We start from the raw sequence: 13614 nt of genomic DNA, 5'->3' as shown, positions 1-13614 counted from the left end.
GGCGCGTTTCCTGTAGGTTAATCAGAAGTGTCAGTATGTGTAAATGTGATCCAAATCTCAATCAAAAACCGGTTTTGTGGCTGCATTTGCCCGCAGCACACAGCCAGATCGAGAAAAACGGCCATTACGTGTATAATGGCGCCATTATTTCGTCCTTTATGCAGTGGGTTAAACCTAACCGGCTGATAGTTAAGATATTTAAGGTGATAACAACATGGGATTCAAATGCGGTATCGTCGGCCTGCCTAACGTAGGCAAATCCACCCTGTTCAACGCGTTGACCAAAGCGGGTATCGAAGCAGCCAACTTCCCGTTCTGCACCATTGAACCTAATACCGGTGTGGTGCCGATGCCCGATTCGCGTCTGGACCAGTTGGCCGAGATCGTCAAACCCCAACGCATCCTGCCAACCACCATGGAATTCGTCGACATCGCCGGCCTGGTGAAAGGCGCGTCCAAAGGCGAAGGCCTGGGCAACCAGTTCCTGACCAACATCCGTGAAACCGAAGCTATCGGCCACGTAGTGCGCTGCTTCGAGAACGACAACATCATCCACGTAAACAACAAGGTTGACCCGGCTGACGACATCGAAGTGATCAACACCGAGCTGGCACTGTCGGATCTTGACACCTGCGAACGCGCTATCCACCGCGTACAGAAGAAAGCCAAAGGCGGCGATAAAGACGCAAAAGCCGAACTGGCCGCACTGGAAAAATGCCTGCCACAGCTGGAAAACGCCGGCATGCTGCGTGCGCTTGATCTGTCCGATGAAGACCGTGCAGCCATCCGCTACCTGAGTTTCCTGACGCTGAAGCCAACCATGTACATCGCCAACGTCAACGAAGATGGCTATGAGAACAATCCATACCTGGACAAAGTGCGTGAAATCGCTGCGGCCGAAGGTTCGGTCGTGGTTGCCGTATGTGCCGCGGTTGAATCCGACATCGCCGAGCTGGAAGACGAAGACCGCGCCGAGTTTATGGCCGAGCTGGGTCTGGAAGAGCCTGGTCTGAACCGCGTGATCCGCGCCGGTTACGAGCTGCTGAACCTGCAGACTTACTTCACCGCTGGCGTAAAAGAAGTTCGCGCCTGGACCATCCCGGTTGGCGCTACTGCACCGCAGGCAGCCGGCAAGATCCATACCGACTTCGAGAAAGGCTTTATCCGCGCACAAACCATCGCCTTTGAAGACTTCATCACCTACAAGGGTGAGCAAGGCGCTAAAGAAGCCGGCAAAATGCGTTCAGAAGGTAAGGACTACATCGTCAAAGACGGCGACGTGATGAACTTCTTGTTTAACGTCTAAACCTCGGTTTCTGCACCAGACTCCAAAATCCACGCCTTGGCGTGGATTTTTGTTTTCTGATTGTTTGAAATCTAGAGCGAGTATCGGCAAGGCATCTGACAACTGGGCCGGTAATTACAGATGCCCCGGCTGGCGCTATAATGCGTTTACTTTCAATGGCAGGATATGTCCCGATAAGGAATTAATCATGAATAATGCGCTGGCTTCGTACACCACCAAAGCCATTCAGAAGTTGCAAAAACTGGGGATTATCCTTTCGCCTGAAACTGATTCCCCGATCCTGTCCTTACTGGATGCAGTCTCCGATCTGGACAATAACCGCGTGATCGCCATTGGCCGTACTTTACAGCAGCAAAGCGCTTTTAACGCCGTGGTGCGCGATAACATCAGCAATATGGACGTAGCCAATCGGCAGGCAAAAGTCGTCTCTGCATTTGATTCAATCCGTAAAGATGCCACTCAGATGGTTGGTTGGCTGGAGGACGGCAAGCTTGACGTTATTGAACGTATGAAATCGGGTTGGATGACTCTGCGCCGCGGATCTATCCCCGACCGTTTCAATGATATCAAACAGACCTATTTAGAAGTGGCCAGAGCGTCAGAAGAACAAATCAGCCGTGAAAAAGTCATTTTGGAAGCCTATCAGGATTTTCGATTTGGTCTGAAGCAGGCCTATGTCGATGCTCAAACTTTACTGACCGCAGCGCAGGATAATTTACAACAAAGTCGCCAGTTATTGCAGACGGCTCAAACTGCCACTGAGCAATCGCAGAGTGATGACAATATCACCCGAGCCCAGATGGAGCTGACACGTGATGAAGCATTAAGGACCATGCAGAAAGAAGACGAACGTTATCAGATAGTCAAAGATCTGGCGGATAATCTGATGATCGCCTATAACGCTGCCGAAGCCGTTTTTGCTCGTTTGCAGCAGACTAACGCCATTAAAGAGCGGGTCTACCGCCAAAGTGTCACCTTCTTCAGCACTAACGAAATTGTCTTTACCGCCCTGTCAGCCTCAATGACGTCGCTACAGGGATTGGCAGAAAGTACCGAAACGCTGGAGGCAATGAAAGCGGGTATCAATGATGGCCTCATCAACATCGCGACACAGGGTAGCAAGCAGCTTGAAGTTGGTCTGAGGGCCGGCTATGGCACTACCATCAAGGCCGATTCTGTACGCTCTTTGGTTAATGCCATTGTCTCATTCCAAGAGTCCAGCTACCGAATGATTGAGGAATTGCGTACCGAAGCGACAAACAATGCCAATGAGCTAGCCTCCGTCGTTGAAGATGGGAAACGTCGTTTTACCGAAGTCATTACCAAGGCAGAAACATCTCGCTAAATTTACCAGGGATCCCCTTATTGGTTCCAACCAGGATGATTAGGGGGTCTGACACGGAGTTATCGATGCACGCCTACGAACTTGGCCGAAAACTGGCAGCCCTATCGGACCGGGCCAGAGCGGCCCTCTCTGGAATTGAAATCAATCAGGCAGATGCTCGCCACCTGCAACTGGTGCTGAAACAGCAAATCGCCAGCCTCTATCACCAGATGGCCACAGTACTTCTGAAAGAATCTCCTCGCGTTGGCGAAATGGCAAACGTGCAGAAATTACTAAATAAACTTCAGCAAGAGATTGCCCAGTCTCAACAGGCCTTACAGCTCAGCGAGAAAGAAATCGAGAACCGACATGCTCAGTTGCAACAGTTGCATGTAGAAATAAATCGGCAAGAAGATGAACGAGATCGGCAACTACAACAAAATATTGATGCTGTAGCAGCCAGGCAGTTGATGGTTAAAAGCAGTCAGGATGTCGGCCAACAGGAAAACAGCCATAAGGAATTAATGGCTGAAACGACCACCAAGCTAGGGGAGTACCATCAGCAACGCATTTTCATGTTCCTGGAGAGAAAAGGCTATGGGCAACCGGGATATTCAGCCTGGCCGCTGTCGCGCAATCTCGATAGCTGGCTGGCACGAATTAGCCACTATCCGAACAACGCAGCCAATTACCGGATGCTCCTGGCACTGCAAAAGGAATCTACTCGGCGTCTGCTGGAGTTGCACAATCAAACCAAGCAACAGACCAATGAATATCAACAATATGTACAAGACGTCGAACAGAATCTACAGCTGCCCACGCTGTATCTGAATCTCAACGCGCTAGAAAAAATACTGAGTTCCACACAACAAGAAATCCGCAACCAGCAAAATAAGCTGCAGGAATACGCTCAGGGCGAAGGTGAGACTTACAGCCAGATAACAACACAGCTCTCGGCGCAAATGGCCTTATTGCCTCTGGATAAATTGGATATTCTGGTGGCGAAAACCGAGACGCCGACTGACGATCGCCTGTTGGAAGAGCTGAGAGAACTACAGCTTGAAGAGATAGCGGTCGAAGAGAACCTGCTACAGCAAGAGATCGACGCTCAATTAGCCCAGCGCCGTGCCACTGCCGCCATCGAATTGAACAATCAATTTTCGGCGCAGGGATATGACAATCCGATTTATGAGTACCAATGGAGATGGTCAGATAAACCGGAGGAACTGTTTGAAAACTACCTGTCCGGTGCCATCAGTCTGAAAGCGGTATTGCATAAGTTGGATATGATTACCCACCGACTCCCACCACCATCGGTAACTGCCAGAGCCTCGTCCGGTTCGTGGGGAAATTCATCCGCACGGAGCTATTCGTCTGGCGTCGGATATAGTTCTTCATCTTCATCGTCCTCTTCCGGCAGCGGTGGTAGTGGCTTCAGTTCTTCTTCTTCAACCGGCGGTGGCGGGTTCCGCACTACGGATAGTTTCTAATGAAATATATCTATGCCCTAAACACAACCAGCGGGAGTGTGGCCCATGAGTGAGATTAAATTAAGCGACCAACTAGGTGCCATGGCCATTATTGACTCACTCTACGCACAGCGAATTGCACTGGACGAACATTTGGATCTGCCCAAATTACGCCAGAAAATTACACAACGCATCCGTGATTACTATCAGTCCAGCGGAACCGACATCGACGATAAACTGATTGAGCAGGGAGTTAAAAATTGGTTTTCACAGCGCCTGCGCTATCAGACAAACAAAATGAGCCTGAGCCAACGCGCTGCTGCATTCCTATACATGACCAGTAAGCAGTGGTTGACGGGACTTGCTATCATACTTGTTGCACTGGCCCTTGCCTGGAAACTGAGTCTGTACATAGGCCAGCACCAACTTGCCGCGCTGGAAAAGAACATCGCGACCCAGACCAGCCAAAGCGACCAAATGGCGGCGCAAGCGCAGACGTTATCTGACCAACTCAGCAAAATGAAGCATGAGCCGTTCATCTATGCAAAAGTACCAGCCGACCAGATAATCACGCAGGCGGAAAACCTTTTGTCCAATTTCCAGTCCCGCCAAGCCGCACCGCTTGTCTCCGCGGAAAATACACCACAAAGGTTGGACATCCTTACTGCGGTGAATCAGCAAAACCAGGCGTTACTCACGCAAGTGAGGACGCTAATGCTCCGCTGGCCACTACTGCAAAAATGGGATAGCACCCTCGGCAATATGGATAAAGATCCACAGCTGCAAACCTATCTCAAGTGGGCGCCCGACCTGACAGGGAAATTGGCCGAAGCCACCTCAGCGCTGTCGAATAACGCCGCAGATACGCAGATCAAGATCGAGGCAGCCTTCAAGGCTTATGACCGTGAACGTATGCGTGATGGCTTATATTTCACGATGGACCAAAGAACCCAAAAACTGCGTAATCTCAAGCTTTCCCGCCAGGACCGAGTAAAAGTCGATAACGATATTAGCTATGCGCGCAATCTCATCGCTCGTGCAGACCTAAATGACCGGGTTATCCCCCCTCTTTGGCTAGAGGCCTTGACAGGGCTGGACTACACCTATGATCTGATCATGCAACCGCTGACGCTGATTATTGTCGATCGGGTGGGCGAGAAGTCGGGAGTAGAACGCACCTACGATAATTCAGGCGGTAAAAGCTGGTATTTGATCGTGGAAACACAAACGCCAAGCCATACACCTTTCCCAATATCAGTAAAAGACAGTGAAACCGGTAGGAAAACGCGAACAAGTCAATTCGGTATCCGAGTTTCGCAAAAAGAGTATAAGAAGTTGAAAAAAGACAAGCTGGATGACGGTCATATAGATCATGCTCTCGTCGGTAAGAAACCTGCCGGCCAACTGGGCTTTACCTACACTCGCCCAGTTCAGGACGGCGTAATTACCGAGTGGTAATCATTATTACCCGCCATCCCCCAAAGCCGCGCAACCGCGCGGCTTTAATTTAACCCTCACCGTCCCAGCAGCACCTTATCCACCAGCCCCCACTCCACCGCTTCGTCGGCACTCATAAAATGGTCGCGGTCGAGTGCTCGTTCGACCTCTTCATAGCTGCGTCCACAATGTTTGGCATATAGCGTGATGACGCTGTGCTTGGTGCGTTTCATCTCTTCGGCGTGGATCAGAATATCCGACGCCTGGCCCTGAAAGTCGCCCAGCGGCTGATGCACATGCAAACTGGCATTGGGCAGCGCCATTCGATGCCCTGCCTCCCCGGCCATCAACAGGAAGGAACCCATCGAACGCGCAGTGCCCATACACAGGGTATGCACCGGTGCATTGATGTAATTCATGGTGTCATAGATGGCGAAACCGCTGGTGATCACCCCACCCGGTGAATTGATATACAGATGGATCGGTTTCTCCGGGTTTTCGGCCTCCAGAAACAGCAACTGGGCGCACAGCACTTCGGCAACCTGATCGTTGACCTCTCCGTTCAGGAAAACGATGCGGTCACGCAGCAATCTCGAATAAATGTCGAAAGAACGTTCGCCCTGGCTGGTCTGTTCAACCACCATAGGGACGAGCAGCATCGATTCACGCATGAGTGAACTCCTGTTTCAGATGTGGAATGGGAAAGGTTGGCCGTCAGGCGGCGCGCATCAGGTGCCGTCCGCTGTCGTTCGCCGCCGTCAGCCGGGCATCGTCCAGCCGGTGGATAACGCGTAACAGGCTGCCGCCAGCGGCAGTGGGCAAAATTTGCAAGGTTACGGTGCTTTCAAGGAACGGCGGCTGATCATCGCGCATCCGGTAACTGATCTCTGCGCCCGGCGTCACCGCAATAGGTTCAGCATCGGCCAATACGCGGCTTGGCAACCATTGTTCGCGCAAGGCCGGGATGCCAATCGCCCGCCAGACTTTTTCGGGCGGCGCATCGAGTGAATATTCCAGCACTAGCGGCTGCGGGTTAGCGTCGGTCTGGTTCATTGATCCATGTCCTTTAGCAAAATATTCAGCTTATCGATACGCTCCGGCCAGAAGGCACGGTACTTGTCCAGCCATTGAGCAATCAATGCCAGGCCCTGCGGGTCCACCTGATAATTAACGAAACGCCCTTGTCGCTCCTCGCACACCAGGCCCGCCTGCCGCAACACTGCCAGATGCTGGGACATGGCCGATTGGCTGATCGGCATACCTTCACGCAGCGCACTGGCATTCATGCCGCCAGCCGCCAGTTTCTCGAAGATGGTGCGACGAGTGGGATCCGCCAGCGCCTTGAAGATGTCATTTTCATTCATGACTAAACATTAGTCGTCACTTATCTAATGCGCAAGTTTATCGGGGTAATGAGAATGGCGCTTATCCGAGCCGCCATTAAAACCCCTCAGCGAGCGCCGAGGGGCGAGTTTTATAGATAGTGGATTACAAGGTGGTGCAGCGCAGATCGCCGGCGAGGTTCTTTTTGCCATCCTGTGCTTCAAGTTCGATTCTGGCTAACGGCGTGTCCTCGTCATAACGGGCCTGAGCATCCAGGGTCTTCGAGTATCGGTTGTACTTCCACCAGGCATAACCAAGGAAGATTACCAGCCCGCCAACGTTATAAAACACAATGGTCATAATGCTGGCGCCGGTCGGGAAGGTTGAGGCGACAAAACCCACGGCAAAAATAACGATCAGCGTGCTGACAATGGCGATGCCCTGCAGCCGGGACCCCATCTTGAAGTCGCGCTGTACGCGGTCGTATTTCAAACGCAGGTTCAGGTAGGCCAGCATAATGAACAGCGGCGGCAGCATCGATGCGGCGGCGGTCATATTAATCAGCGTATTCATTAAATCCTGCACGCTGTCAGAGCCCAGCGTCGGGATCAGCATCAGTGGGATGACGATAAAGAACTGCAACCAGGCCGCGCGGGTCGGCACGCCATGCTTGTTCAGGCGGATGGTTCGCTCGCCAAAGATGCCTTTGGGGATCTCGGTGAAGAAGATTTTTACCGGGGCAGCAGTCCACATCAGCAATGAGCCAAACATGGCGGTAAAGGAGATCAGGCCGACGAAACGGTTCATCAGCACCGCCGGCAGGCCAAAGTGCGCCGACAGCCCTTCAAACACCTGAACCGTACCGCCGGTAAAGTGCAGATCGGCGCGGCTCACGAACACGTTAAGCAGCAGGGATGACACAGAGTACAGCACGCCGATCACCAGTCCGGAAAGGATGATCACTTTCACAAACGAGCGGCTGCCACCCTTCACGTCATTGACATACACCGCCACCGATTCGGCCCCGCCCGCCGCCTGGAAAATCCATGCGGTGATACCGAGGAAGGCCCAGTTAAAGTTAGGGGTGATGGCTTCCACCGTGATCGGGTTCGCCGGTTCGATGCCGCCAATCACCGCCGCACCGGCCAGGATGATGTAGGAGAACGTCAGCAACAGCATCAACGAAGAGGTGACCGAGGTCATTGGCCCCAACAGCTTGGCGCCGCTGTTGGAGATATAGGTCGAGAACGCGAACAGGAAGATACTGATGATAGCGGTGGTTAACGGCGTGAAGACGTAGTCATAGCCCAAAAACGCGTAAGAGGCGTAAGCGATAACCCTCGGCAACAGCGCGGTGAAGAAGAACAGGTTCACAAACCAATAGGTATAGGCGGTCATAAACGCCCAACGCCCGCCCAGGGCGCTTTTTACCCAGGCATACACCCCGGCTTCGGAGTTTTTGTTTAGCGAAACGAACTCGGCAATGATCAGGCAGAACGGAATAAAATAGATGATGGTCGCCACCAGGAACACCGGGGCGGAGGCAATGCCAAGCTGAATATTATTGTTTATTACATTATTAAAGCTGAACACTGCCGCGAACGTCATCGCCAGCAGGCCGAACTTGCCGATAGTATTTCTATTCGACACAGCCATAGACACTCTCCGAAATATTGTAGGGTACTTAATCGGTTTATTTCCCCTGGTCTTTCAAGCTGCAGCCTTGCCGGCGGCAACCTGAAAGCAATGGGGCTTATTTTTAATTAGGAGTTCGGCTATTTATTAAGGAAATAGCTGTCTTCTACCGTCACTTTTAAAATGACTTTTTTTACCTGGTGACTTTCTTTAAAACGATAGGCCTGGTGATTCTCAAAGATAACGACATTGCCTTGCCCCACCCGGTGTGGCTCGCCCTGCCCACTGAAAAACTCGCGGTCGGTTTCATCCTGATAAGCCACCGCCGTAGTCAGTTCGCACTTATCGGCAATCTCGATGGTTTCCTGGCCGGCAAGGTAATAGTGCAGATCAAAATAGCGGCGATTCCCCTCCAGCCAACCATGTTGTTGGCCCGGGCCGGACGCCAACCGGTAAACCAGCGAGTCGCCAACCGAATAAAAGACATCGGGCTCGATGCGTTCAATATTATTGATGGCCTCCATGCAGCGTTGCCATTTTTTCCCGGCGCGGTAAATAAGCTGAAACTCCGCTAATGATTCGACAATAATCATAAGTTCGCCTCTTCTGACTGAGCGTTATTAATGGCCGGTGAAAAACGATAGCCGGCAAGCGTAGCCGCCTCGGTTTCCTGCCGGTTAAACGGCACCAGCGTAAAGCCGTAGTTAAACGACGACAGATAAACCCGATAGGAATCCAGCACCTCCGAACCCCAGGAGTTGGAGCCCAGCCCCAGAATTTGATCGTCGAGGTTTAACGTCAGGTAGTCGCTTTCTTGCAGTTCATTAATATGCTGAGCCTGGTGCAGCATCTCGGCGCTGTAGGGCCACAGGCTGAAATTGATCGGCCGCCGCGGCTGGATAAAGATGCCGTGACCATTGGCATCTTGCAGACTCAGCCAGCGTACCTCTTGGCGATTGCCGTTATCCTGCGGGAACGGATAGTGCTCAAACAGCTCGCCAACCCGCTGCTGATAGTGGCCGATCAGGTTAGCCTGGCAGCTATCCTGATAGTTTTCCCCCGGTCCACGGCCGTAGTATTCCACCTGTTCAAAGCGGCGGCTGAGGCCAAAATCCAGGCCAATCTTCGGGATTACCTGCTGGAAATCGCCGTAAGGCTCGCCCGACAGATCCAGGCTGACATGGCCCTGCGCAGAGATCTGCCAGCGGTAACGGCAACGCATGCCAAAATCAAATACCGGCGGGGCAATCAGGGTGCGGACTTCAATCACCACGTCATCCCCCTGCCGTTCCCAGTGCAGGCTACGGAAATGCTGCTGCATGATCTGCAGATGGTTCGGCAGCCAAATGCCCTCATACTCCTGTTTGTGGTTGTCGATCACCGGCTTGAAGAAGGTCAGGTGCGGTGCGCGGCCCACCACCTCCTCTCCTGCCACTTTCCACGACTGCAGTTCGCCACTCAGGCGCGAGAAGGTCAGGCTGAAGTTCTCGCCACTGACAATAATTTGATGGTTTTCGTCAGCGCATTGCAGCGCAGAAACAGGGATGGAATCCGGTGGGCTAATTAACGCGGTGGCGGGCTGCAACAGATGTTGATACTGCCCCAGCAGATCTCCACTTTCGCTGTAACGGGTGGCGCTGTCTTTATACACTTCGACGTCGATGAAGGTTTCTTCCGCGCCCAGCGCCAATGCAGGCAAATGGACCTCTTCTGATTCCCCCGGCTGCAGGTGCGGCAGCTTAATTTCATAGCCGGTCAGTAGCCGCCCGCCGGCCTTAACGCTGACCTTCAGCGTAATATCGGCCAGCGAACTGAACCAATAGCGGTTTTTGACCCGTAATACCGGCGTTTTCTCGCCCACGCCGCTCACCTCGACCGGACACAGCACCTGTTTGTATTCACGCAGGCCGGGACCAGGGCGCTGATCCGGGTAGATCAGGCCATCCATGCAGAAGTTATAGTTATTCGGGTAATCGCCGTAATCGCCGCCGTACTGATAACGTTCCCGCCCCTGCTGGTCATGGCTGAGCAAACCGTGATCGCACCATTCCCAGATGTAATGTCCCTGCAGGCTGGCATGGCGGTTAAACACCGACTGATATTCGAACAGTCCGCCCGGCCCATTGCCCATCGCATGGGCGTATTCACACAGGATCCGGGGTTTGGGGTGAGGATACTCACCGAACGCATTCATCATCGCCACGCGGGAATACATGGTGCTGATCACATCGACCACTTCCGCATCCCGGTCTTCTTCATAATGCACCAGTCGGGTGGCATCGAGCGCCTTACAGCGTTTGGCCATGGCGCGAATGTTGCAGCCATAGCCAGACTCGTTGCCCAGTGACCAGATAATGATTGAAGGATGGTTTTTCTGCGCCTTCACATGGCGCTCAATGCGTTCTACGTAGGCGTTTTCCCAACGTGGATCGTCGGTAATGCGGCTGATATCGCCAACGTTGGCAAACCCATGGCTTTCCAGATCGGTTTCCGCCATCACAAACAGGCCGTAGATATCGCACAGCTCGTAAAAACGCGGATCGTTCGGATAATGGGCGGTGCGCACCGAGTTGATGTTGTGCTGTTTCATCAGCACGATGTCGCGCTCAACCCGCGCCATATCAACTGCCCGACCTTTGCGATGATCGTGGTCATGGCGGTTAACGCCGTGCAGTTTCAGGTAGCGCCCGTTAATGTGGAATAGCCCATCGCGCACGCTGATTTCACGGAAACCCACCCGCTGCGGCACTACCGATAACAGATTGCCATCGCCGTCGCGCAGGCTGAGCAACAGTTGATACAGATAGGGATCTTCCGCATTCCACTGCCTGGGCTGGCTGACCGGAATTTCAAACCGGCAGGTGGCACCCGCCCCAATGCTCAGTTCGTTCGCCCACTGCTCACCGACGCAGGCCTCACCGTCAAAGAGCTGCGCCTGCAGACGATAACCGCCAGCCACGCCTTGCCCCAGATGCTGCAACTCGACGTCTATCGCCAGCAGCGCATCACAATACTGCTCGTCAAAGGTGGTAACCAAAGTGAGATCATGAATATGCGTGCGTTGCTGACCGATCAGATAAACATCGCGGAAAATACCGGCCATCCACCACATGTCCTGATCTTCGATATAGGTAGAATCGGCCCATTGCAGCACGCGAACGGACAGCAGGTTGTCCCCTGCTTGCAGATAGTCGCTGAGATCAAACTCGGCTGACAGACGGCTGCCTTTACTAAAACCGACGTAGTGACCATTGAGGTAAACCTCAAAATAGGTTTCCACGCCGTCAAATTTGATGATGACCTGCTGATCCAGCCACTCGTTATCGAGAGTAAAAAGACGCTGATAGGCCCCGGCAGGATTATTGGTCGGCACATAAGGCACGTCGATCGGGAATGGGTAACCTTCGTCGGTATACTGCAGTTGACCATGCCCTTCCATCTGCCACATGCCCGGCACGGTGATTTCGCCCCATTCCGCCATCGGCTGGCGGTAAAACGCCTCCGGCACCAGGTCCGGGTGTTCGAAGTAGCGAAACTGCCAACGCCCGCTCAGCAACTGGAAGCCCAAACTTGCGTTGCGATCAAAACTCAATGCCTGCCTGGCATCCGCATAGCTGAAGAAACTCGCCCGCGCCGGCAGGCGATTCTCCGACTGCTTTTCTATGTTTTCCCAATTGTTCACGTCACGTCTCCCGACAGCTTTCAATGGGAGAACGATAGTAAATATTTAGTAAAATTCACAGAACATATTTACCCAATGCCGACGGGATCACAAAAAATATTAAATATCTTTTTTAATCATGACGTTAATTTTTACTCTGGCGGGCCTCCCTGTGCAGCCACCATCGGCGTGCCGCACAGGGAAGATTAATCAGGCTAGCGTGGTGTCGCGCAACTGAAGCGAGCTGGGAACAAAGATCGATAAAGGAATGGTTCGCTCATCGCGAATGCGCTCCATCAACAGGTTGACGGCCTGAGCGCCCAGGGTTTCTGATGGAATGCGAACCGTTGATAAGGCAGGGAAAATAAACCGGGCGGTGGGAATATCGTTCACACTGATCAACGCAATCTGCCCGGGGACCTGGATGCCCTTTTCATGTAGTGCACGCAGGACGCCGATGGCAATAGAGTCGGTCGCCACCAACAACGCCGGCGGATAATCGCTGGTGTCCTCCAGCATTCGTCTGGCGCACTGGTAACCCGCCTGACTGCTGAAATCACCGATGTAAATATCCTGGGGCTGCACCACGTTTTTCAACCGGCCATACTCGACAAATGCCTGCTCGCGCTGATCGGCAAAGGCCGGGTCGTCACGCCCGCCGATAAACCCAATGCGTGAATAACCGCGCCCGATGAAATAGTCGATCACCTTCTGGCTGATCTTGTACAAATCAACGTTGACGCAGTCGAACTGCGGGTCTTCAACCACACCGTCAAGGAACACCACCGGCACTTTCTGTTGGCCAAGTTGCTCGTGCAACACCGGCTGAGGGCGACCGATAACCAGCAGTCCATCAGCCGCAGGCAGCGCTTTTTCACCGTTGAAGTCGTAACAGGCCACCAGCGAAATACCCAACTTTTCACATTGAGTTTCAATGCCATAGCGCATCGCCAGATAGTAAGGATCGTTAATCTCGATGCCCTGCTTATAGGTGAACAACGCGGCAAACGTCAGCCGATGCCCGCTGTGACGTTTTGAAGGCTGAACCTTGTATTCGAGACGCTCTGCGGCTTCCAGAATTTTTTGTCGGGTTTGCGCTTTCACGCTCAGAGTGGGGTCGTCATTCAGCACTCGCGAAACGGTAGCAACAGACACGTTCGCAGCTTCTGCGATTTCCTTCAGTGTGGCCATAGAGTCTCAATGGATAGACAAAACGCTAGCTTACCGGGACGGCTCAGCAAGGTATACGCCCTGATGCCCCATCCCCCCTTTTTATCCGCCAGAAGCATCCTTATCGCGCCCCGCGCGGCGCTTGCAGACGGTTCGCAATGCTTAATAGCGAAGATACCGATTTCACCCTTTGTGATCAAGTTAACGATTTACTGATGTTACGGTATTTTTTACTAAATATTTTACTAATATAACTGCCGCTTTACCGTCCTGTTTAAGACGGTTTTTT

Annotated in this window: 11 protein-coding genes; 4 read left to right on the top strand and 7 right to left on the bottom strand. The window is 52.8% G+C overall.

Annotated features, from left to right (window positions below):
- Positions 1-214: 214 nt before the first annotated feature.
- The 4 genes from ychF to M2406_RS03850 all read left to right on the top strand — a co-directional run bounded on the left by ychF (position 215) and on the right by M2406_RS03850 (position 5557).
- Positions 215-1306: a redox-regulated ATPase YchF gene (gene ychF, locus M2406_RS03865; protein WP_012006406.1), complete on the top strand. Its 1092-nt coding sequence runs from the start codon at positions 215-217 to the stop codon at positions 1304-1306.
- Positions 1307-1493: 187 nt separating this feature from the next.
- Complete coding sequence (locus tag M2406_RS03860) at positions 1494-2651, top strand: merozoite surface protein 3b (RefSeq protein WP_112363277.1); 1158 nt, start codon at positions 1494-1496, stop codon at positions 2649-2651.
- Between the two features lie 65 nt (positions 2652-2716).
- Positions 2717-4120 (top strand): hypothetical protein, encoded by a 1404-nt coding sequence (locus tag M2406_RS03855; protein WP_012006404.1) that lies wholly within the window; start codon positions 2717-2719, stop codon positions 4118-4120.
- A 45-nt stretch (positions 4121-4165) separates the two neighbouring features.
- Positions 4166-5557 carry a DUF6384 family protein gene (locus tag M2406_RS03850; protein ID WP_012006403.1) on the top strand — a complete coding sequence of 464 codons (1392 nt, stop codon included), beginning with the start codon at positions 4166-4168 and terminating at the stop codon, positions 5555-5557.
- A gap of 56 nt (positions 5558-5613) precedes the next feature.
- Here M2406_RS03850 and M2406_RS03845 read toward each other — a convergent pair whose 3' ends face one another.
- The 7 genes from M2406_RS03845 to ebgR form a co-directional block, all read right to left on the bottom strand.
- Positions 5614-6207 (bottom strand): ATP-dependent Clp protease proteolytic subunit, encoded by a 594-nt coding sequence (locus M2406_RS03845; protein WP_259188785.1) that lies wholly within the window; start codon positions 6205-6207, stop codon positions 5614-5616.
- Positions 6208-6250: 43 nt separating this feature from the next.
- Entirely contained in the window at positions 6251-6589 is a 339-nt protein-coding gene (locus M2406_RS03840) for an SRPBCC domain-containing protein (RefSeq protein ID WP_112363281.1), read from the bottom strand.
- On the bottom strand, positions 6586-6900 hold the full coding sequence (locus M2406_RS03835) for a helix-turn-helix transcriptional regulator (RefSeq protein WP_012006400.1): 315 nt from the start codon (positions 6898-6900) through the stop codon (positions 6586-6588). The genes M2406_RS03840 and M2406_RS03835 overlap by 4 nt, the downstream gene beginning before the upstream one ends.
- A 124-nt stretch (positions 6901-7024) precedes the next feature.
- A complete protein-coding gene (locus M2406_RS03830) occupies positions 7025-8515 on the bottom strand; it encodes an amino acid permease (RefSeq protein ID WP_218216255.1) in 1491 nt (496 codons plus the stop codon).
- Between the two features lie 119 nt (positions 8516-8634).
- A complete protein-coding gene (locus M2406_RS03825; protein WP_259188784.1) occupies positions 8635-9087 on the bottom strand; it encodes a beta-galactosidase subunit beta in 453 nt (150 codons plus the stop codon).
- Positions 9084-12176 carry a beta-galactosidase subunit alpha gene (ebgA, locus tag M2406_RS03820; protein ID WP_259188783.1) on the bottom strand — a complete coding sequence of 1031 codons (3093 nt, stop codon included), beginning with the start codon at positions 12174-12176 and terminating at the stop codon, positions 9084-9086. Before ebgA ends, M2406_RS03825 begins: the two co-directional genes overlap by 4 nt.
- A 189-nt stretch (positions 12177-12365) precedes the next feature.
- Positions 12366-13346, bottom strand: coding sequence for a transcriptional regulator EbgR (gene ebgR / locus M2406_RS03815; RefSeq protein WP_259188782.1), 981 nt, complete (start codon positions 13344-13346; stop codon positions 12366-12368).
- Positions 13347-13614: the final 268 nt, after the last annotated feature.

This window comes from Serratia sp. BIGb0163, assembly GCF_024809935.1.
Classification (GTDB): domain Bacteria; phylum Pseudomonadota; class Gammaproteobacteria; order Enterobacterales; family Enterobacteriaceae; genus Serratia; species Serratia quinivorans.
This window is presented reverse-complemented; position numbering and strand designations above follow the sequence as displayed.